At 40.3% G+C, this 20832-nt stretch carries 21 protein-coding genes and 2 riboswitches; of the genes, 19 read left to right on the top strand and 2 right to left on the bottom strand.

Annotated features, from left to right (window positions below; genetic code table 11):
- Nucleotides 1-21 precede the first annotated feature (21 nt).
- Together AC1D0Y_RS21820 and AC1D0Y_RS21815 are read left to right on the top strand one after the other, a co-directional pair.
- Complete coding sequence (locus AC1D0Y_RS21820; RefSeq protein WP_253352877.1) at nt 22-1179, top strand: hypothetical protein; 1158 nt, start codon at nt 22-24, stop codon at nt 1177-1179.
- A 14-nt stretch (nt 1180-1193) separates the two neighbouring features.
- Entirely contained in the window at nt 1194-1571 is a 378-nt protein-coding gene (locus AC1D0Y_RS21815; protein WP_102812823.1) for a hypothetical protein, read from the top strand.
- A gap of 39 nt (nt 1572-1610) precedes the next feature.
- On the opposite strand, the gene brnQ is transcribed toward AC1D0Y_RS21815, so the two are convergent.
- Nucleotides 1611-2966 carry a branched-chain amino acid transport system II carrier protein gene (brnQ, locus tag AC1D0Y_RS21810; protein WP_060746926.1) on the bottom strand — a complete coding sequence of 452 codons (1356 nt, stop codon included), beginning with the start codon at nt 2964-2966 and terminating at the stop codon, nt 1611-1613.
- 386 nt (nt 2967-3352) lie between these two features.
- Between brnQ and AC1D0Y_RS21805 the strand changes: the two genes are divergently transcribed.
- The 17 genes from AC1D0Y_RS21805 (at nt 3353) to cobO (ending at nt 19586) form a co-directional block, all read left to right on the top strand.
- The gene (locus tag AC1D0Y_RS21805) at nt 3353-4624 is read left to right on the top strand and encodes a cation:dicarboxylate symporter family transporter (RefSeq protein WP_286127411.1); all 1272 of its coding nucleotides are present in this window, start codon (nt 3353-3355) and stop codon (nt 4622-4624) included.
- Between the two features lie 107 nt (nt 4625-4731).
- The gene (locus tag AC1D0Y_RS21800; protein ID WP_028408300.1) at nt 4732-5769 is read left to right on the top strand and encodes a M42 family metallopeptidase; all 1038 of its coding nucleotides are present in this window, start codon (nt 4732-4734) and stop codon (nt 5767-5769) included.
- 353 nt (nt 5770-6122) lie between these two features.
- Nucleotides 6123-6281 (top strand): hypothetical protein, encoded by a 159-nt coding sequence (locus AC1D0Y_RS21795; protein WP_013057318.1) that lies wholly within the window; start codon nt 6123-6125, stop codon nt 6279-6281.
- A 147-nt stretch (nt 6282-6428) separates the two neighbouring features.
- Nucleotides 6429-6607: riboswitch (cobalamin riboswitch) on the top strand.
- Nucleotides 6608-6725: 118 nt separating this feature from the next.
- Nucleotides 6726-6905, top strand: a riboswitch (cobalamin riboswitch).
- A 102-nt stretch (nt 6906-7007) separates the two neighbouring features.
- The gene (locus AC1D0Y_RS21790; RefSeq protein WP_016764370.1) at nt 7008-7388 is read left to right on the top strand and encodes a (2Fe-2S) ferredoxin domain-containing protein; all 381 of its coding nucleotides are present in this window, start codon (nt 7008-7010) and stop codon (nt 7386-7388) included.
- Nucleotides 7389-7401: 13 nt separating this feature from the next.
- The gene (cobJ, locus tag AC1D0Y_RS21785) at nt 7402-9024 is read left to right on the top strand and encodes a precorrin-3B C(17)-methyltransferase (protein WP_377238260.1); all 1623 of its coding nucleotides are present in this window, start codon (nt 7402-7404) and stop codon (nt 9022-9024) included.
- Nucleotides 9025-9042: 18 nt separating this feature from the next.
- A complete protein-coding gene (locus tag AC1D0Y_RS21780) occupies nt 9043-9954 on the top strand; it encodes a sirohydrochlorin chelatase (RefSeq protein WP_221840612.1) in 912 nt (303 codons plus the stop codon).
- On the top strand, nt 9951-10718 hold the full coding sequence (cobK, locus tag AC1D0Y_RS21775; RefSeq protein ID WP_028408303.1) for a precorrin-6A reductase: 768 nt from the start codon (nt 9951-9953) through the stop codon (nt 10716-10718). Before AC1D0Y_RS21780 ends, cobK begins: the two co-directional genes overlap by 4 nt.
- 5 nt (nt 10719-10723) lie before the next feature.
- The gene (locus tag AC1D0Y_RS21770) at nt 10724-11371 is read left to right on the top strand and encodes a precorrin-8X methylmutase (protein WP_013083415.1); all 648 of its coding nucleotides are present in this window, start codon (nt 10724-10726) and stop codon (nt 11369-11371) included.
- Between the two features lie 3 nt (nt 11372-11374).
- Complete coding sequence (locus AC1D0Y_RS21765; RefSeq protein WP_028408304.1) at nt 11375-12478, top strand: cobalt-precorrin-5B (C(1))-methyltransferase; 1104 nt, start codon at nt 11375-11377, stop codon at nt 12476-12478.
- Entirely contained in the window at nt 12468-13664 is a 1197-nt protein-coding gene (locus AC1D0Y_RS21760) for a bifunctional cobalt-precorrin-7 (C(5))-methyltransferase/cobalt-precorrin-6B (C(15))-methyltransferase (protein ID WP_028408305.1), read from the top strand. Before AC1D0Y_RS21765 ends, AC1D0Y_RS21760 begins: the two co-directional genes overlap by 11 nt.
- Nucleotides 13665-13666: 2 nt before the next feature.
- On the top strand, nt 13667-14368 hold the full coding sequence (gene cobI, locus AC1D0Y_RS21755) for a precorrin-2 C(20)-methyltransferase (RefSeq protein WP_013057310.1): 702 nt from the start codon (nt 13667-13669) through the stop codon (nt 14366-14368).
- Entirely contained in the window at nt 14365-15141 is a 777-nt protein-coding gene (gene cobM, locus AC1D0Y_RS21750; RefSeq protein ID WP_028408307.1) for a precorrin-4 C(11)-methyltransferase, read from the top strand. Before cobI ends, cobM begins: the two co-directional genes overlap by 4 nt.
- Nucleotides 15138-16262, top strand: coding sequence for a cobalt-precorrin 5A hydrolase (locus AC1D0Y_RS21745; protein WP_098249575.1), 1125 nt, complete (start codon nt 15138-15140; stop codon nt 16260-16262). Before cobM ends, AC1D0Y_RS21745 begins: the two co-directional genes overlap by 4 nt.
- 13 nt (nt 16263-16275) lie before the next feature.
- Nucleotides 16276-17658, top strand: coding sequence for a cobyrinic acid a,c-diamide synthase CobB (locus AC1D0Y_RS21740; RefSeq protein WP_098333073.1), 1383 nt, complete (start codon nt 16276-16278; stop codon nt 17656-17658).
- The gene (cobA, locus tag AC1D0Y_RS21735; RefSeq protein WP_013057306.1) at nt 17655-18425 is read left to right on the top strand and encodes a uroporphyrinogen-III C-methyltransferase; all 771 of its coding nucleotides are present in this window, start codon (nt 17655-17657) and stop codon (nt 18423-18425) included. Before AC1D0Y_RS21740 ends, cobA begins: the two co-directional genes overlap by 4 nt.
- Before the next feature lie 20 nt (nt 18426-18445).
- A complete protein-coding gene (locus tag AC1D0Y_RS21730; RefSeq protein WP_028408310.1) occupies nt 18446-19015 on the top strand; it encodes a nitroreductase family protein in 570 nt (189 codons plus the stop codon).
- Between the two features lie 31 nt (nt 19016-19046).
- Nucleotides 19047-19586, top strand: a complete 540-nt coding sequence (gene cobO / locus AC1D0Y_RS21725; RefSeq protein WP_013057304.1) for a cob(I)yrinic acid a,c-diamide adenosyltransferase — start codon at nt 19047-19049, stop codon at nt 19584-19586.
- Between the two features lie 26 nt (nt 19587-19612).
- Here cobO and spoIIP read toward each other — a convergent pair whose 3' ends face one another.
- Complete coding sequence (gene spoIIP, locus AC1D0Y_RS21720; protein WP_060746920.1) at nt 19613-20782, bottom strand: stage II sporulation protein P; 1170 nt, start codon at nt 20780-20782, stop codon at nt 19613-19615.
- Nucleotides 20783-20832 lie beyond the last annotated feature (50 nt).

Raw genomic sequence — 20832 nt, 5'->3', positions numbered from 1 at the left:
AATTAAAGAGGAGGGGTTTGGTTGGGACATCTATTATTAGTAGATAGCTTGATTGCAGGTATTGTTTGTATTGTGTTAGGAATTTTATTTAGAGCTCATAAAACAAGCAAATTTTTGTATGGCATAGGGATTGTGTTTGGTCTTATTTTTGTGATCGGGACAGTCACTCATTCTCCATCTAATACAGAAACTTCATCAGTTACAGCTGAGAAAGTAGAAGCAAATCAAAAAGACAGTAAAGACACGTCAGAACTTAAAGCTCTCGTTACTAAGGGAATGACAGATAAGGAATTTCAAAAAGAAAAAGAGAAAGCCGCTTTTCAACAGTCAGACTTAATTGCGTTAGGTAACGGAGAAGTCGGATATGTGATCAAAGCTGAAGACGGTTACGTTGTAGCTGATACGAATGGCAAAACGATTTCAAGCATTGAAACGTTTAAAACGGCTGATGAAGTAGAACAGTATGAATTAAACGAAGTTAAAAAAGTACATAAAGATGTAAGAACAGTTGATGCTCATTATAAGGCTTCAGATTTAGAAAGCTTAGAAGATTTTGATCAAAAAATTAATGAAGTGCTGAAGCGCGTTAATCTTACAAAAAAAGAGTTTAATGAACTAAAATTAAAGGATGTTAAAACATTAACTTCTCATGAAATAGAAGTAATGAAGGTTATACGTGATTCTGTTTCTCCCCTTACAAAAGATACGCTGCTGCAAAAAACGATTCCTGCTAAAGATATTGAAAAGTATGTAGATGGATCTTATACAGCAGTGGGGGGGTATGTAGCTAAAGCTGAAGATGTTCATGATATTACTTCTTACAAAGATTTTGTTGAAAGCTTACGTTTAGATTACATCGATGGTTCAGGCAAAAGGCCGTTTCCTGAAGAAGGATCGACGTATGGTGTAATCAAGTTTAAATCGCAAGCGGTAAGCCACGTTGATATTCCCTACGGAACTGTGTTCGGAGGAAAAACAACAGACGGACCTCCATGTACGCTTAATGGGTTTACAGGATCTCGAAACGGGGAAACCGTTCCAGAGTTCAAATTCGATAACTATTATCCACCAGCAAACGGAGCGGAACTATACCAAGTGGTAAATGGGGAAGAAGTACTTGTGGCTACCTATGTGGCAGAAGAAAAACGATTTGTACCAGCGGTTGCTAACCCAATGTAAAGGACTGGTTTTTTGTGATTCGAAAAGGTTTGTATGCAGCATATAATGAACGAGATTACGAATGTTATGAAACGGAAAACGGGGGTGTAAAGCTAATTAGCTATGATAAAGGCGATGTAGCAAATGGATTCATTCCATACAATGATACGACTTTCACAAAAGAAGTTCCTCGTGATGCTGTTGAAGAAGTGTTTTTTATAGCTCCGTATGCTACTTATCAAAATGAAACGTTTGGTGTGTCAGATGCTTCTAATCATCGAGTGCTTTTGACCACATCTGAAAAAGAAAAAGCGGATAAATATCATTTTCAACGTACGGATAAATATCTATACGAAAAACATGTGTTAAGAGAAGAAGTGAAGTTAATGGAGAAAAAAACTCCTTATTCATAATACGCCATAATAAAAAGAGGATGCGAGTGCATCCTCTTTTTATTTAATCAATTTTCTTGAAGTGTTTCTGTTCGTATTATCATTTGTACGAAGGAAGGTAATGCCAAGACCGATTAATCCTCCTACAATAGCAGGAACTACCCAGCCGAGACCTACTCCATACATAGGTAGAATCGATGTAAACAGATCGTTTACTGCCGCAATTTTGAATCCAGCAGCATTTAAGCCATCAAATAAACTAACGATAAACGTGAACAGAAGGCTCATTTGGTAAACTTCAGAACGTCCTTTAAATAAAGGATGTAAGAATGTTAAAGCAATTAACACAATAGCTAACGGATAAATAGCTGTTAAGACGGGAACCGAAATAGCGATTAATTCCGTTAAACCAAAGTTCGCTACAACGGCGCTGAATGCTGATAAAATAACAGCAATCAACTTATAAGAAACACTTGGAAACAGCTTATGGAAAAAAGATGAACAAGATGTTACAAGACCTACACTTGTTGTTAAACAAGCAACGGTAATCATCAGACCTAAAAGAATTCCTCCGTAAGAGCCAAAGTAGTAATTTGATACTTCAGCCAAAACCGTACCTCCGTTATCAAGACGTCCAAGCTCTGATACGCTTGAAGCACCCATATAGGACAATGCACTATAAATAAGAGCTAAAATAACGGCAGCGATAGCCGTAGCTTTTGCACAAATTGTGATAATTTGTCGGTTGGATTTTGCTCCTTTTTCTTTAATTGCATTAATAATAATAATTCCAAAAACAAATGATGCTAGTGTATCCATTGTTAAGTAGCCTTCTTGGAAGCCTTTAAAAAATGAGTGTGTTGTATAAGCTTCGCTTGGTGCTTCAAATTTTCCAATTGGGTTCACAACGGCTACAACTACCAATATTCCAATAAACGTTAATTTAATAGGTGTTAAAACTTTTCCTACTAAATCGACAATTTTCGCAGGATTTAGCGAAAAAAAGCAGGTAATAGTAAAGAAAATTACCGTGAAAATGATAAGGGGAAGGTGCCCTGAATTTTCTGATAAAAAAGGCTTAACGCCGATTTCGAACGAAACGCTTCCCGTTCTTGGCATCGCAAAAAGCGGTCCGATTGCCAAGTATAAAATCGTAGTAAAGATAATACCGAAAGCTGGGTGTACGCGACTAGCTAAAGACTGCAGATCCTCTTTTCCGGAAAAACCAAATGCGAGAACGCCTAGAAGAGGCAGACCTACACCCGTTACTAAAAATCCAGCGTTTGCTGACCAAATATTGCTTCCAGCAGACTGACCTAACATTGCAGGGAAGATTAAATTACCTGCGCCGAAGAATAGGGCAAAAAGCATAAAGCCAATAACCACTATAAATGAAAAAGGAACTTTGTTTGACACGTTAAAACCTCCAAAATTATAAATGCTTTTTATTATCGCGTTGAATAATTAAAATTTTCAGAATTTTATATTCGAATAATAAAAATAAACATGTATCGTATTATACTAACCTAAAATGCATATTTCAATATAAAATTTTATTTTTTTAATTTATTCGCTGAAATAGCAAAAATAGAAAAATTCTTAGCAAAAAAATCTCAATATACAACAATTATTTGATATGATAAAACAGAACTGTAAGTTTTAAAAATTCGCATGTGCGGCCTTACATCCTTTTAGTAAAGAACTGTTTACATAAGGTGCTGTAAGGATGTATATTTATACACGGTTCGCGGAACCGCATATGCTCGATGGGTGAAAGTCAACTGTGCGAAAGGAGCAAGAAAGTGAAAAGGTTAGGTCTAGCAACTCAGATTCTAATTGGACTGATTTTAGGCGTAGCTGTAGGTGCTATCTTTTACGGAAGCGATACAGCCATTTCTATTTTACAGCCGGTTGGAGACATATTTATTCATTTAATTAAGATGATTGTCGTACCGATTGTGATTTCAGCATTAATCGTAGCGGTCGCAGGAGTAGGCGATATCAAAAAATTAGGTAAGCTTGGCGGAAAGACAATTCTTTATTTTGAAATTGTTACAACCATTGCTATTGTAGTGGGGATTATTGCCGCGAACTTATTTCACCCTGGTGCAGGGGTTGATATGGGACATATTGAAAAAAGCGATATTTCTCAATATGAGGCAACGGCAAAAACGTCTGAAAGTACAGGGATTGCTCAAGAGCTTCTTCATATTGTTCCGACAAACGTCTTTCAATCGGTAGCAGAAGGCGATCTTTTACCAATCATTTTATTTTCCGTACTGTTTGGTGTAGGCGTAGCTTCGATTGGAGAGAGAGGAAAACCTGTTTTAGCCTTTTTTGAAGGCGTCTTGGATGCAATGTTTTGGGTAACTAATTTGGTGATGAAGTTTGCTCCAGTAGGTGTATTTGCACTTATTGGTGTTAATATTATAAAGTTTGGTGTCGGATCACTTATTCCATTAGGAAAATTAGTGTTCGCCGTTTACTTCACCATGATTTTCTTTGTGCTTGTGGTTCTTGGAATTATTGCTAAAATGGCTGGAACAAGCATGTTTACGCTGATAAAAGTGTTAAAAGACGAGCTGCTTCTTGCTTTTACAACGGCAAGTTCAGAAGCCGTTTTACCGTCTCTTATCAAAAAGATGGAAGACTTCGGCTGTTCTAAATCGGTTACATCGTTTGTTATTCCAACGGGCTACACGTTTAATTTAGATGGTTCAACCATTTATCAGGCGCTGGCATCGCTGTTTATTGCTCAAATGTACGGCATCGACCTTTCCATTATGGATCAAATTCAGCTCCTTCTTGTGCTAATGTTAACCTCAAAAGGAATGGCTGGTGTACCAGGGGCATCGTTTGTAGTTGTACTTGCTACACTTGAATCTATGGGCTTCCCTCTTGAAGGCATGGCATTTATTGCAGGAATTGACCGCATTCTTGATATGATGCGTACCACAGTTAACGTAGTAGGAAATGCTTTAGCTGCTATTGTAATGTCCAAGTCTGAAGGCGAGTTTGATAAGCAAAAATCATTAAATTACACAAATCAATTAAAGAAATCAAACATAGCTTAAAACAAAAAAGCCGGGCATCTGCCCGGCTTTTTTGTTTGGAGCTGCCTGTTATCTTTTTTGAAACATATGGTAAAATAAAAGAAATGAGAGACAAAGGAAGTGTCATAATGACGGAAACTGTTCAGTTAATTAAAAAGCTTGTTTCGATTCCCAGTCCTTCTGGAAATACAGAAAAGGTAATTTCATTTGTCGAAGACTATGTAAAAGAGCTAAATATTCAAACGTATCGCAATCGAAAAGGGGGCTTAGTCGCTACTATTCCCGGTAAAGATACAGATCACCACCGCATGCTGACGGCTCATGTCGATACATTAGGTGCTATGGTAAAAGAAATCAAACCGAGTGGACGTCTGAAAATCGACCTGATTGGAGGGTTTCGCTACAATTCTATTGAAGGAGAATATTGTGAAATTGAAACTTCATCAGGAGAAGTATTTAAAGGAACCATCCTTATGCATCAAACATCTGTTCATGTGTATAAAGATGCAGGGAAAGCTGAGCGGAATCAAGAAAATATAGAAATTCGATTGGATGAAAAAGTACATAGCGCAGAAGATGTTCGCAGTCTTGGAATTGAAGTCGGCGACTTTGTTTCGTTTGATCCTCGTGTAGAAATAACAAAAAGCGGTTTTATTAAATCTCGTCATCTCGATGATAAAGCAAGCGTAGCTTTATTGCTTCAGCTCATGAAAATAATTCAAGAAGAACAGATCGAACTGCCATACACTACGCATTTTCTCATTTCAAATAATGAAGAAATTGGATACGGAGGAAATTCGAACATTACGCCTCAAACAGTAGAATACTTAGCGGTTGATATGGGTGCTATGGGAGATGGACAATCTACTGATGAATACACCGTGTCTATTTGTGTAAAAGATTCAAGCGGCCCATATCATTACGGTTTGAGAAAGCATTTAGTGGAGCTAGCTAAGCAGCATGATATTCAGTACAAATTAGATATTTATCCGTTTTACGGATCAGATGCTTCTGCTGCTATTCGTGCCGGACACGATATCGTACACGGCTTGATTGGTCCAGGAATTGATTCTTCTCATGCGTTTGAGAGAACGCATCAAGATTCATTGAATCATACGTATAAGCTTCTCTATTACTATGTTCAGTCGAACATGATTCTGCTTTAAGAAAGGGATATTTAATTAGTGTATTTTTATGCAAAGGAAAGAACAGAACGGGATTGTGATGTCTGTTCTTTCCTTTCTTAAAAAAGAAGCCGGCTGTCTGGCTTCTTTTTTTTTTATAAATACTATATATTTTTTTACTGGTGAATCAACAGTTGGTTAAAAAAGCACCTTTTTAAAAAGGTACCATACTGCTTAAACCTTTTGTACATTTTGTTCATTTACAGAAGTTAAAATGTTTTTAAATTTTTAAAAGTTTCTTGTGACAAGTTTTGTAGAATGGGTTTTCAAAAGGAAATGGTTTCGTCATAATGTGGATATAGCGATCACTACAATAATCGGAGGCGAATCTTTTCATGTGGGTACTGACGGTATATGCTGGAAAAGAAATGAAAATGTTTGAATTTGAAACTGAAAAGCAGGCGAGAGAAGCTTTTGCCAAAACAAATGGCTGTAAAGTTCTTTCAGAAGTCGTGTATTATAATGATCCTCATTTAACATTGGTAGCTATATAAGTAGAAAAACAAGAGCTGATTTTTTGCTCTTGTTTTTTTATGGCTCTTTATATCCTATAAAAAGAATAGAGTTGAAATAAAAAAAAATGTACGCTATGATATGGTAGTTACTTCTATTATTCTGATAGTTTAAAAGGTTCATATATATCAAACAGCAACAGTAAAGATGCCAAGAAGGCTTAATAGGGAAACTGGTGAAAGACCAGTACTGCCCCCGCAACTGTAAGTGTGGACGAACGAGTATAACCACTGTGGAAAAATCACGGGAAGGTTCTCAAGTAGAATGATACACAAGTCAGGAGACCTGTCTTTATTGTGAAGTTTCTATTTCTCCGGGGAGCGGGAAGGGAAACGTTGGCTTAAAGTGGCATTCGTGTACACTCTTATTCTGACGTTTTACCCGCTCGCATATTAGCGAAGCGGGTTTTTCTCGTATCGCAAAACTACATATCGTGCAAAAAAGGTGCGCAATGTCCACATTGCGTTAAATGGGAAGTCTGGTGTGAAGCCAGCGCGGTACCCGCCACTGTGAAGATGAGCTGATTGCATATGCCACTGTATTCGGGAAGGCGCAATCAAGTGATGAATCGAAGTCAGGAAACCAGCCTTTTTCCAATGCGAAGCTTACCCTACGGGATATAGGTGGAAGTGCAAAAACTTAGTTTGAATTTTTCTGCGCCTCTATCATTGATAGAGGCGCTTTTTTTAGTAAAGGAGCGAATGAGTGTGACGACGTGGAACTTAAATGGAACAAAACATCACGTATTGATTTGTAATGGAAGCAGCTGTATGAGAAAAGGTGGAGAAGAAGCCACGCAAGCTATTCGAAATAAAGTGACAGAACTGGATTTGGATGAAACGGTTCATACAACGCGTACACGTTGTAACGGACGATGCAAAGATGCTCCTGTAGCTATCGTCTATCCTTCAGGAGATTGGTACAAGCAGGTCACTGAAACCGTGGCTCATCGGATTGTCGAAGAACATTTAGCAGGAGGCTGCAGTATAAAGGAATCGCTTATTTATGAATATGATCAAAATGGTTTCGTTTCTCCGGAAAACAGTGACTCCATAGAAGGAATTGACAAAGTAAAAAGTAACGCATAAAGGAGGAGCTAGCATGAAAGGTAAACTTTTAGTTATTGGATTTGGGCCGGGAAGCTTTGAACATATTACACAGCGAGCAAGAGAAGCCATTCAAGAAAGTGATATGATCATCGGTTACAAAACCTATGTGGAATTAATTCAAGGACTGTTAACGAATCAGCAAATTATTAGTACGGGAATGACCGAAGAAGTAAGCCGTGCACAGGAAGCTGTAAAGCAAGCTGAAGCAGGAAAAACCGTAGCTGTCATTTCGAGCGGAGATGCGGGAGTATACGGAATGGCAGGCCTTGTGTATGAAGTGTTGATTGAAAAAGGCTGGAAAAAAGAAACGGGCGTAGAGCTGGAAGTAATTCCTGGCATTTCGGCTATCAATTCATGCGCATCTCTCCTTGGAGCGCCCGTGATGCACGATGCTTGTACAATTAGTTTAAGTGACCACCTTACGCCTTGGGAGCTAATCGAAAAAAGAATTGAAGCAGCTGCACAAGCAGATTTTGTAGTGGCTTTTTACAACCCAAAGAGCGGAAGACGAACAAGACAAATTGTTGAAGCGCAAAGAATTCTATTAAAGTATCGTTCCCCTGATACGCCTGTTGGTCTTGTGAAAAGCGCTTATCGTGACCGTGAAGAAGTCGTAATGACCAACTTAAAAGACATGTTAAATCATGAAATTGGCATGCTGACTACCGTTGTTGTCGGAAATTCATCTACGTTCTTTTACGACGATTTAATGATTACACCGCGCGGGTATCAGCGAAAATATACCCTCAACCAAACGGAGCAGCCGCTAAGACCGCATCAGCGACTTCGAAAAGAAGCAGAACCATGGGCTCTCGATCAAGAAGAGACTGTAAAGCAAACAGCTTCGACTATTGAAGCAATTCAGACCAAAACAGAAGAAACAGCAACTTCACGAGCTCTTGCAGAAGAAGCGCTTCAAGCAATTTTAGGTGAACCTACTTCTGCGGTCGTACGTCAGCCAGTACAGTCTATTTTCGAAGTCGCGGTTAGTCCAGGACTTGCCAATAAGAAATTCACGCCTGTTCAAATGACAACACTAGCAGAAGTTGTTGGTGAAAAAGGTACGATGGAGTATACACCTGACCATCAAATCAAACTTCAAATTCCAACAGCCCAGCCAGATGTGATTATTAAAAAGCTCCAAGCAGCTTCCTTTTTACTATCTCCGGTCGGAGACGTGTTCACAATTAAAGCGTGTGATTTTTGTGACGGAGAAAAAAGCGATGCTATTCCACATACGGAAGAATTACAAAAACGCCTCGGGGGAATGGACATGCCAAAAGAGCTGAAGCTTGGTATTAATGGATGCGGTATGGCCTGTTATGGCGCAGTTCAAGAAGATATCGGCATTGTCTATAGAAAAGGTGCGTTTGATTTATTTTTAGGAGCTAAAACGGTTGGACGAAATGCGCATTCAGGTCAAATTGTGGCGGAAGGCATAGCACCTGACGACATTGTTGAAATAGTGGAGAACATTGTCCATGAATATAAAGAAAAAGGTCATCCTAATGAGCGATTTCATAAATTCTTTAAGCGTGTGAAGAACGTTTATGGATTCGACTATCAAGATATAACACCAAAAATAAAAGTAGAACCAGCTCCGTGTGGAGATTAAAAAATGGGAGGGCATTATATGAAATCAGTTTTATTTGTCGGTCATGGAAGCAGAGATCCTGAAGGGAACGATCAAATTCGCGAATTTATTTCGACTATGAAGCATGATTGGGACGCATCTATTTTAGTAGAAACGTGTTTTCTAGAATTTGAACGCCCAAATGTAAGTCAAGGCATTGATACATGTGTGGCAAAAGGAGCAAAAGATGTAGTTGTAATTCCAATTATGCTCTTGCCTGCTGGCCACTCTAAAATACATATTCCGGCGGCTATAGATGAAGCTAAGGAAAAATATCCACACGTAAACTTCGTATACGGACGTCCCATTGGCGTTCATGAAGAAGCCCTTGAAATTTTAAAAACGAGATTACAAGAATCAGGAGAGAATTTAGAAACTCCAGCTGAAGACACGGCTGTTATCGTCTTAGGGCGAGGAGGAAGTGATCCTGATGCAAACAGTGATTTATATAAAATTACGCGCCTTCTTTGGGAAAAAACAAACTATAAAATCGTTGAAACTTCTTTTATGGGCGTAACTGCTCCGCTGATTGATGAAGGGGTAGAGCGATGTTTAAAACTAGGCGCTAAAAAAGTGGTTATTCTCCCGTATTTCTTATTTACAGGAGTACTAATTAAGCGTTTGGAAGAAATGGTGACGCAGTATAAAATGCAGCATGAAAACATTGAGTTTAAGCTCGCCGGCTATTTCGGTTTTCACCCAAAACTGCAGACAATTTTAAAAGAACGTGCTGAAGAAGGATTAGAAGGTGAAGTGAAAATGAACTGCGATACGTGTCAATATCGCCTCGGCATTATGGAGCATATTGATCACCATCATCATCACGATCATGACCATGATCACGGACACCATCACCACGATCACCATCATGACCACGACCACCATGAAGATAAGGTCGGCGGGCTAAAATGATTTTATTGTTAGCCGGAACTAGCGATGCACGTGCATTAGCCGTGCAAGTGAAAAAAGCAGGTCATGAGGTTACGGCAACGGTTGTAACCGAAAACGCAGCTATCGAATTACAGCGTGCAGAAGTGAAAGTGAAAATTGGACGTCTCACAAAAGAAGATATGATGGATTTTGTAAACGAACATCGTGTAAAAGCTATTGTGGATGCAAGTCATCCCTTTGCGGAAGAAGCGTCTAAAAATGCTATCGGCGCAGCTGCTGAAACAGCGATTCCTTACATACGCTATGAGCGGGCTTCGCAGGCTTTTACCTATGATAATATGACGATGGTTTCTACGTATGAAGAAGCAGCAGAAGTAGCAGCTGTGAAAAAAGGAGTTATTATGCTCACAACAGGCAGCAAAACGCTGCAGGTTTTTACAGAAAAGCTGCTTCCTCTTTCAGATGTACGGCTTGTTGCTCGTATGCTTCCAAGGCTGGATAATATGGAAAAGTGCCAGCAATTGGGATTCCCGCAAAAAAATATTATTGCTATTCAAGGGCCGTTTACAAAAGAGTTTGATCGAGCGCTGTATAAGCAATACGGAGTGACGGTCATGGTCACAAAAGAAAGCGGAAAAGTTGGATCTGTGGATGAAAAAGTGGAAGCAGCTAAAGAGTTAGGCTTAGATATTATTATGATTGGGCGACCGAAAATTGAGTATGGAACCGTGTATTCCACGTTTGAAGAAGTGGTTCATGCTTTAGTAAACCAAAATAGGAGTTGATTGAGATGGATTTTCGTACAGAATTTAAACCGTTAACTGTTCAGCCTCAGCAAATAGAAGGAAAAAGTTTTGAGATGATTACAGAAGAGCTTGGGCCTCATCCGTTTACAGACGAACAGTACCCAATTGTTCAGCGCGTAATTCATGCGTCTGCAGACTTTGAACTTGGGCGCAGCATGCTGTTTCATCCAGATGCGATTCAAGCAGGAATTAAAGCTATTCGCAGCGGCAAGCAAGTAGTTGCAGATGTACAAATGGTGCAAGTAGGAACAAACAAGCAGCGAATTGAAAAACACGGCGGTGAAATCAAAGTTTATATTTCGGATCCGGACGTAATGGAAGAAGCAAAGCGCTTAAATACAACGCGTGCAATTATTTCGATGCGAAAAGCCATCAAAGAAGCAGACGGTGGAATTTTTGCAATTGGGAACGCACCCACAGCTTTACTTGAATTAATTCGTTTGATTAAAGAAGGAGAAGCGAAGCCTGGGCTTGTTATTGGTCTGCCGGTAGGATTTGTTTCAGCAGCTGAATCTAAAGAAGAACTTGCAAAACTTGACGTACCGTTTATTACAAACATCGGGCGAAAAGGCGGCAGTACGGTAACGGTTGCTGCATTAAATGCAATTTCAATTCTTGCAGATCAGGTGTAACGCATGAAGGAAGTACCAAAAGAACCTAAGAAACTCAGAGAAGGCTATACGACGGGCGCTTGTGCAACGGCAGCTACGAGAGCAGCTCTGCTTACGCTAATTTCAGGAGAAGTGCAAGATGAGTCAACGATTTACCTACCTGTAGGTCGCTTTGCTACGTTTCATCTTGAAGAATGCGAGTATCGCACAAGCAGTGCTGTAGCCAGCATCATTAAAGATGCTGGAGACGATCCCGATGCCACGCACGGAGCGCTGATTATTTCTGAAGTTTCGTGGTGTAATGGTGCAGACATTATCATTGATGGAGGAGTGGGAGTAGGGCGTGTGACAAAGCCCGGTCTCCCAGTTCCTGTCGGTGAGGCAGCCATTAACCCTGTTCCAAGAAAGATGCTGAAAGAAACGGCTGAACAGCTTCTAGCCCAATACAATATACAAAAAGGCGTTAAGATTGTCATCTCGGTTCCTGAAGGAGAAGAAATGGCGAAAAAGACATTAAATGCGCGTCTAGGTATTTTAGGAGGCATTTCGATACTGGGGACGCGGGGGATTGTCGTTCCGTTCTCGACAGCTGCTTATAAAGCAAGTATCGTTCAGGCCATCAGCGTTGCTAAAGCGAGTAACTGTGAGCACGTTGTCATTACGACAGGGGGCCGAAGCGAAAAGTATGGAATGAAACAGTTCCCTGAACTTCCGGAAGAAGCATTTATCGAAATGGGAGATTTTGTTGGATTTACGTTAAAACAATGTAAAAAGCAAGGAATGAAAAAAGTGTCGCTCGTAGGCATGATGGGAAAGTTTTCAAAAGTCGCGCAGGGCGTTATGATGGTTCATTCAAAAAGTGCACCCATTGATTTTAATTTTTTAGCAAAAGCTGCTTCTGAGTCAGGCGCTTCTGCTGAACTGGTAGAGGAAATAAAAGGTGCAAACACAGCTTCTCAAGTGGGAGATTTAATGACGCAAAGCGGTCATCATCAGTTTTTTGAAAAACTGTGCGAGTACTGCTGTTTATCAGCATTAAAGGAAGTAGGGGACGGAATCGATGTCGATACGTCTCTTTACACATTAAAAGGAGATTTTTTAGGACAGGCGGTGCAACATGGCAATTAAAATTATTGGAATTGGTGACGATGGGAAGTTAAGTTTGCTTCCGATGTATGAACAGTGGGTGTATGAAAGTGATGTGCTAATTGGAGGAAAGCGTCACCTGGATTTTTTTCAAGATTTCGAAGGAGAAAAAGTAGCGATTGAAGGGGGTCTTTCTCCTCTTGTTGAACGTTTAAAAAACGAAGAAGGAAATGTGGTTGTGTTAGCCTCAGGCGACCCGTTATTTTACGGAATAGGAAGCTATCTTTCTACAAAGCTAGACGTTGAAATATATCCTTATTTAAGTTCTATTCAGCTTGCATTCTCACGTTTAAAAGAGCGATGGCAAGACGCTTATTTTACAAGCGTGCACGGCAGAAGTATAAAGGGACTCGCTCAGCGCATAGACGGCCATAAAAAAGTAGCGATTTTAACAGATGAGCAAAATTCTCCTAGTGCTCTGGCAAACTACTTATTGTCATTTGGCATGACGGAATACAAGATGTTTGTAGCAGAGAATTTAGGAGGAGAAACGGAGCGCTGTCAGCTGCTTACGCTGGAAGAAGCGGCGAATCAACTCTTTTCCCCGCTTAATGTCGTGATATTAAAGCAGGTAGAAAAAAGCCCAATTTGGCCTCTTGGAATAGAGGACGATGAATTTATTCAACGCAAGCCGGACAAAGGACTTATTACTAAAAAAGAAGTTCGTACACTTAGTATTAGCGCCCTGCAGCTAAAGAGAGACAGCGTCGTATGGGATATCGGAACATGTACGGGTTCAGTCGCAATTGAAGCGGCTAAAATTGCGCGTGAAGGACAAATCTTTGCCGTGGAAAAAAATGAAGCAGACTTAGAAAACTGCAGAGAAAATCTATTGAAATTTCGAGTAGACGCCCACACTGTGCACGGAAAAGCACCGGAAGGGTTAAGTGAGTTTGCTAATCCTGATGCGGTGTTTATTGGAGGGACAGCAGGAGGCATGGAAACCATTTTGGACGTGTGCTGCAGCCGATTAAATGCAGGAGGGCGCATCGTATTAAATGCCGTAACGATTGAAAATTTAGCAGAAGCGATGAAAGCTTTTAAAGAGCGAGGATTCGAGACTGCTGTTACGCTTGCACAAATTTCAAGAAGCAAGCCCATTTTACATTTAACACGATTTGACGCTTTAAACCCCATTTATATTATTACAGCCAAAAGAGGAGAATGAATATGATTGGAACATTGTACGGACTTGGAGTTGGACCGGGAGATCCAGAACTGATTACAGTAAAAGCATTTCGTAAATTAAAAGAATCACCCGTTATCGCGTACCCGAAAAAACAAAAAGGAAGCAAAAGCTACGCCCAAAAAATTATTGATGTCTATTTCAGTGCAAATGAAAAAGATATGCTCGGCCTTGTGTTTCCAATGACAAAAGATCCTGCTATTTTGGAAAGAAAATGGACCGAAACGGTAGAACGGGTATGGGAAAAGCTCCAGGAAGGAAAAGATGTAGCATTTGTCACAGAAGGCGACCCTATGCTTTACAGTACGTTTATTCACATGATGCGCCTGATGCAAGAACGTCACCCTGAAGCTCCGATTCAAGTAATTCCTGGTATTTCATCCATTAATGGAGCTGCATCTCGTTTAGGTATTCCGTTAGCAGACGGTGATGAACACGTAGCAATTGTTCCTGCTCGTGAAGATTATGAAACAATGAAAAAAGTATTAATGGAAAACGACTGCGTCATTTTTATTAAAGTGGCCAAAGTCATCGATTTTATGGTCGGTCTTTTAAAAGAGCTTGATCTGCTTGAAAAAGCGTCAGTGGTGACAAAAGTAACGTCAGATGAAGAAATTATCTGGAAAGCTTCAGAACTAGAAGGAGCGGATTTACAATACTTAACGCTAATGGTGGTGCGAAAATGAAGTTATACATAATCGGAGCTGGACCCGGAGATCCAGATTTAATTACCGTAAAAGGCTTAAAATTACTTCAGCAGGCAGATGTTGTCTTGTACGCTGACTCACTGGTAAGTCAAGAGCTAGTTGCTAAGTCTAAACCAGGAGCTGAAGTGTTAAAAACAGCGGGTATGCATTTAGAAGAAATGGTCGGTACGATGCTTGAGCGCATGCGTGAAGGAAAAATGGTTGTAAGAGTACATACCGGAGATCCCGCTATGTACGGAGCCATTATGGAACAAATGGTACTTTTAAAAAGAGAAGGCGTTGATATTGAAATTGTTCCGGGCGTCAGCTCCGTATTCGCTGCTGCAGCAGCGGCTGAAGCGGAATTAACCATTCCAGATTTGACTCAAACAGTTATTTTAACTCGTGCTGAAGGAAGAACGCCTGTGCCTGAGTTTGAAAAATTAACTGATTTAGCAAAACATAAATGTACGATTGCGCTATTTTTAAGCGCGACGCTCACAAAAAAAGTAATGAAAGAATTTATAAACGCCGGTTGGAGTGAAGACACGCCGGTTGTAGTAGTCTATAAAGCAACGTGGCCAGATGAAAAAATTGTTCGCACAACGGTAAAAGACCTAGATGATGCTATGCGAACAAACGGCATTCGCAAGCAGGCGATGATTTTGGCAGGCTGGGCACTTGATCCACACATTCATGACAAAGATTATCGTTCAAAACTTTATGACAAAACATTTACCCATGGCTTTCGAAGAGGAGTGAAGTCGGAATGATTCAACTCCAAGAAGGAAAAAAAGCCCTCATTACACAGCGCGGAGATTATGCCGTTGTAGCTATCACAAAACACGGCGTAGAAATTGCAAGAAATCTAGGCCGCACTTTTCAGCAGTCTGACGTGTATTACATGAGCAAATTTGAAAAAGGAGACGAACAAGAGCAGAACATTCAGCTGTTTTCAGGAAGCGTTCGGATGCTTTTGCCTTCTCTTTTTGAATCCTATAAAGGACTTATTATTATTATCTCACTCGGAGCAGTTGTGCGTATGATTGCCCCTATTTTAAAAGATAAGAAAACGGATCCTGCGGTTGTTGTCATTGATGATAAAGGTGAAAATGTCATCAGCGTGCTTTCAGGTCATATCGGAGGAGCAAATGAGCTTACGCGTGAAGTTGCGGCAGCTCTTGAAGCTCATCCTGTTATTACAACAGCATCCGATGTGCAAAAAACAATTCCAGTTGATTTATTTGGTAAGCGCTTTGGATGGGTGTGGGAATCAGCAGAAAAACTAACGCCTGTCAGCGCTTCTGTGGTGAATGAAGAAGAAATAGCAGTGGTTCAAGAATCAGGTGAAAAGAACTGGTGGCATTATGAACACCCTGTTCCAGCTAACATTAAAACGTATTCATCGATTCAGACAGCTCTTGAAGCATCGCCACATGCAGCCTTGGTTGTAACGCATCGCAATTTAGAAGAAGAGGAAGAAGCGATCTTAGAAAACGGTGTTCTTTACCGTCCAAAAGTACTGGCGATTGGGATGGGATGCAATCGAGGGACAAGTACAGCGGAAATTGAAACCGTTATTGAAAAAACGCTTGCTGAACTTCAGTTTTCAATGAAAAGTGTAAAAGCATTATGTACAATAGAGTTAAAGAAAGATGAAGAAGGGCTGTTAGAAGTGGCATCTAAGTACGGCTGGGAGTTTGTCTATTATTCGCCCCAAGAGCTAAACAGCATAAGTATCCAACAGCCTTCAGATACTGTCTTTAAATATACAGGTGCATATGGCGTCAGTGAACCTGCTGCTATGTTATACAGCGGTGCTGATAAGCTTGAACTTGTGAAGAAAAAGTCAGGGAATGTAACCATTTCAGTGGCACTTATTCCATATGACTAAAGGAGAGAGCAACATGTCAAACAGAAGACTCGTCATTGCCGGTACCGGAAGTGGCGTAGGGAAAACAACACTTACAATCGGGCTGATGGCAGCATTAAGACAAGCTGGTTACAGAGTTCAAGGGTTTAAATGCGGACCCGATTATATTGATCCAACGTATCATACGGCTGTTACAGAACGAGCGTCTCGAAATATAGACAGCTGGATGCTTGAACACGATATGGTTAGAGAAATTGTCGCTCGCGCTAGTGAAGATGCTGATATTTCCATCATGGAAGGAGTTATGGGATTTTTCGATGGGAAAAACCCGTTAACGAACGAAGGAACAACAGCAGAAATCAGCTTAATCACCAATAGCCCTGTCCTTTTAGTCGTCAATTGTGCTAGTATGGCTAGAAGTGCAGCGGCGATTGTAAAAGGGTTTCAGCAATTTTTACCGGAAGCTAACATCGTTGGTGTAATTGCTAACCGGGTTGGAAGTGAAGGACATTATAAACTTGTTAAGGCAGCGATTGAGCAGGAATGTCATATCCCTGTAGTAGGCTACTTGAAAAGAAACGATGATCTTACGATTCCTGAACGTCACCTCGGGCTCATTCCGTCGATTGAACGAGGAGAGTTAACACCGTTTTTTGAACAGTTAGGAAAGCTTGTTCATGATACAATTGATATCGAAAAAGTATATGAACTGGCTTTAGCTCCTAAAATAGAAATTAATGAGCCTATCTTTACAAAGCCGTCCGTACCTCAAGTGAAAATTGCTGTAGCGAGAGATGCCGCTTTTAACTTTTATTATGAAGAAAATTTCGAATTGTTAAAAGCTTACGGAGCAGAGCTTGTAGAATTTTCGCCTTTAAAAGGAGAAATGGTTCCACAAGATGCTGACGGTCTTTATATAGGAGGCGGATTTCCAGAAGAATTTGCTGAAACGCTGGCTAAGCAAATCGACGTTAAAAATTCTGTTCGAGCAGCCATCCAAAAAGGGATTCCTACACTAGCTGAGTGCGGAGGCTTTATGTTTTTAACAGATGGTATTGTCACAACAGATGATACATGCCATGAAATGGTGGGGCTTATTCCTGGACAAGTAAGAATGCAGACAAAATTAGCTGCTTTAGGGTACCGAGAAGTAACGGGAAAGCAGGGGAATTTTTTATTTAAAGGCGATATACAAGCTAAAGGCCATGAATTTCATTATTCAACTTTTCATTCAGAGAAAGAGTTTTCGCCTGCCTATGATACAAAAGGGATGCGAGGAATGAAAGAAGAAGGCTATATGAACAATAATTTAATTGCCGGCTATACGCACTTTCATTTCGGCTCTTCTACGAAGATGGTAGAAAACTGGGTGGAACAGTGTAAAGCGGTAAAAAAAGAAAGAAGAGATGCCGTGTGACAGTTGGAAAAGTATATTTAGTAGGAGCAGGACCAGGAGATCCGAAGCTAATAACCGTATATGGAATGGAGTGTATTCAAGAAGCGGATGTTATTTTATATGACCGCTTAGCCAACGAACAGTTGTTAAACTATGCTAAAAAAGACGCCGAGCTTATTTTTTGCGGGAAATTACCGGGTAAGCACGGAGTCATCCAAGATCGTATTCACGAACTGCTTGTTGAAAAAGCGCTTCAAGGAAAAGTAGTGACGCGCTTAAAAGGAGGCGATCCTTTTGTGTTTGGCCGCGGAGCAGAGGAAGCTGAAGTGCTTGCTACTCAAGGAATTCCTTACGAAGTAGTGCCTGGTATCACGTCAGGAATTGCAGCTCCAGCTTATGCAGGAATTCCTGTTACCCATAGAGATCATGCCACTTCTTTTGCGATTGTAACGGGTCATGGAAGAGAAGAAAAAGGAAAAGATTATTTAAATTGGTCAGCGCTTGCTCAAGGAATAGATACAATTGCGTTTTACATGGGCGTTGGAAATTTACCTCATATATGCAAGCAGTTGATGGACCATGGACGAGATAAACATACGCCAGTAGCGCTTGTTCAATGGGGAACGACGAAGTATCAGCGCACCGTAACGGGAACGCTTGCCACAATCGAAGAAATAGCAAAAAAAGCAGAAATTGCTCATCCTGCTATCGTGCTTGTAGGTGAAGTAGTGACAATTAGAGAAAAAATAAAATGGTTCGAAGAAAGAGCGGAAAATATTCTGCTTTAATGTTAAAAGGAGGAGACAATATGACGATTATCTCACAGCTAAAAGAACGAAGAGCGGTACGAGATCATGAAGCGCGTGAAGTGGAGCAAGAGAAAATCGAACAGCTGCTTGAAGCAGCAACATGGGCTCCAAATGACCGAATGAGAGAGCCTTGGAGCTTTTATGTGATTCAAGGAGAAGCAAAAAAGAAGTATGAAGAACTGGCTGAAGCTTATTTAAAGGAGCGCTTTCCTACAAAGCCCCATTTAGTAGAAAGTTCGTTAAAAGCAGTAAAAAATACGCCTGTACATATCGTCGTAACTGCTGACACAGTTGAAGGAGACGACGAAGCCACTGAAGACAACAAATATGCGGTTTCATGCGCGATTCATTCCATGTGGCTAGCAGCTAAAGAACTAGGTCTTGGATTCGTTTGGAGAACAAGAGGCGTTGGTCTTGTTCGAGACGAGAGATTGCATGAGTTTATCGGCAAGCCTTCAGGTAAAGTCGTAGTAGGAAACGTATTTTTAGGTTACCCAAATGAAGAGTCTCTTACAAAAATGAAAGAGCCTGCTAGAACACCGTTTACAGAAAAAACAACATGGCTGTAAACTGAAATTCGAAGAAAAAGAGGTTTTTAGATTGAAAGACAAACGGGGTCTTACGTTAATTTATACCGGAGACGGTAAAGGAAAAACAACCGCTGCTTTAGGTCTTGCGTTGCGCGCTACGGGACGCGGACAAAAAGTATTAATGATTCAATTTATTAAATCTCCTCAGCGTACATATGGCGAAAAGCTGATGTTTGACAGAATAGGAATTGAAATGATTCAAACAGGAGTCGGCTTTACGTGGACAAAAACACCGCCTGAACATCGTGAAGCTTTGCAAAAAGCTTGGGCGCTAACGAAGGAAAAAGTCTTCTCGAACGAATATGATGTAGTTATTTTAGACGAGTTAAATAATGCACTGGCTATCGAGAAATTTCCTATTGATGATGTGCTACCGCTACACGAAGTAATTGATCTTATTCAAAAGCGCCCTGAGCATATGCATTTGGTCATTACCGGGCGTTCTGCCAAAAAAGAAGTGATGGATGCAGCAGATCTTGTGACGGAAATGAAGCCTCATAAACACTATTATGATGAAGGAATTCCGGCTGTAAAAGGAATTGAATTTTAAAAAGCCCTCAGTGAAGAGGGCTTTTTTTATTGAGCAGGAGCATCTACTTTTTCAGCTTGCCAGTAAAATTGGCTAATGACATCAGACAGTGCTTTTGCTGTGTTGGTTAATTCATCAAAGTTATTATCAACCCCGCCCACTTCAATTAAAATCGCATTTTTAGAAACATCTTGGTTATATACACCGTTACCGCTGGATTTGTTTTTGCCAATAACTCCGCGGCTTAACCCAGGGTATTTCTTTTCAAGACCTTCATGAAGCGCTTTTGCCATTTTTAAGTTTTGTTCAAAGTTTTGATTCGCTTTCCCTAAAACAAACACAACTTTTGCATACGATTTATTGTTAATCTTAATGGTTGTATTATCTTTTCGAAGCGAATCTCGATGCAAATCGATAAAGTAAGTTAAATCTCTATTCTCAGTCATCGCCGTTTCAATGACTGTGCGAGACATGGCGTAAGATTGGTTGGTGTTCCAGCCTTTTTCTTTTAATTTCTGTCCAATATTGGTTTGATCCACTTCTGCCCCAATTCCCTGAGCCTCTAAATCTTTTCCTAGCATATTTGCGACTATATTAATATTGGTTTTGCTATCTACTGCTTTATTAGCATCTGGATCACCTTCAAGTCCTAACAGAGGCAAGTAAGATTCCCAGCTGTGTGTATGATAAATATAAAATACCTTTTTTCCGCCAGTTGTATTATTATTTGGAGCGTTCGTACCATCGTTTTCTTTAGGTTGCTGAACTTTTGTAGTAGAATTTCTTTCTTTTAGCGTTTCATCTAGCGGCGGTGCAGATTCTCTAGGGAAGTTGGTGAAATTTGTGCCTTCACCGGCGATGATAATATTGGAGTCGTAAATACTGAATCCAGGCAGTTCTGAACCAAACAAGCTTCTCGCGTCTTCTGCTCGAATACTTGTTGATAACTCGAGCAGTGTAGAAGAAAGACCTGGAGGCGAGTAATTTTTATCAAAAGCCGTTGAAAAGTGGTGGTTTTCCTGGCTCATCAAATAATAAAGGCTTTCTGCTTTATGCTTTGATAACGTTTGATAGACAATAGAAGAATTGAACTGTTCTTTAAATGCTGAGTAACTTACTAGAACAATGATAGATGATGTCATTAAAACAACGGATAAAATAACAAGAACCATCTTATATGTTAACACTACAAAATTGGCGCGATTACTAGATTTCAATGGCGAAATCTCCTCTCTATGTCAGCGTCAGGCTAATAGGTATGAAGGAC

The organism is Priestia sp. P1_B12_1, assembly GCF_056406695.1.
Note: the sequence above shows the minus strand (reverse complement) of the source record. Positions and strands in the feature narration are given on the sequence as shown.

What these genes read in the sequence shown, in the direction of transcription:
- AC1D0Y_RS21800 (WP_028408300.1), top strand. Translation starts at nt 4,732, where the DNA reads ATGACGGAAACTGTTCAGTTAATTAAAAAGCTTGTTTCGATTCCCAGT.
- AC1D0Y_RS21795 (WP_013057318.1), top strand. Translation starts at nt 6,123, where the DNA reads ATGTGGGTACTGACGGTATATGCTGGAAAAGAAATGAAAATGTTTGAA.
- cobJ (WP_377238260.1), top strand. Translation starts at nt 7,402, where the DNA reads ATGAAAGGTAAACTTTTAGTTATTGGATTTGGGCCGGGAAGCTTTGAA.
- AC1D0Y_RS21780 (WP_221840612.1), top strand. Translation starts at nt 9,043, where the DNA reads ATGAAATCAGTTTTATTTGTCGGTCATGGAAGCAGAGATCCTGAAGGG.
- cobK (WP_028408303.1), top strand. Translation starts at nt 9,951, where the DNA reads ATGATTTTATTGTTAGCCGGAACTAGCGATGCACGTGCATTAGCCGTG.
- AC1D0Y_RS21770 (WP_013083415.1), top strand. Translation starts at nt 10,724, where the DNA reads ATGGATTTTCGTACAGAATTTAAACCGTTAACTGTTCAGCCTCAGCAA.
- AC1D0Y_RS21765 (WP_028408304.1), top strand. Translation starts at nt 11,375, where the DNA reads ATGAAGGAAGTACCAAAAGAACCTAAGAAACTCAGAGAAGGCTATACG.
- AC1D0Y_RS21760 (WP_028408305.1), top strand. Translation starts at nt 12,468, where the DNA reads ATGGCAATTAAAATTATTGGAATTGGTGACGATGGGAAGTTAAGTTTG.
- cobI (WP_013057310.1), top strand. Translation starts at nt 13,667, where the DNA reads ATGATTGGAACATTGTACGGACTTGGAGTTGGACCGGGAGATCCAGAA.
- cobM (WP_028408307.1), top strand. Translation starts at nt 14,365, where the DNA reads ATGAAGTTATACATAATCGGAGCTGGACCCGGAGATCCAGATTTAATT.
- AC1D0Y_RS21745 (WP_098249575.1), top strand. Translation starts at nt 15,138, where the DNA reads ATGATTCAACTCCAAGAAGGAAAAAAAGCCCTCATTACACAGCGCGGA.
- AC1D0Y_RS21740 (WP_098333073.1), top strand. Translation starts at nt 16,276, where the DNA reads ATGTCAAACAGAAGACTCGTCATTGCCGGTACCGGAAGTGGCGTAGGG.
- AC1D0Y_RS21730 (WP_028408310.1), top strand. Translation starts at nt 18,446, where the DNA reads ATGACGATTATCTCACAGCTAAAAGAACGAAGAGCGGTACGAGATCAT.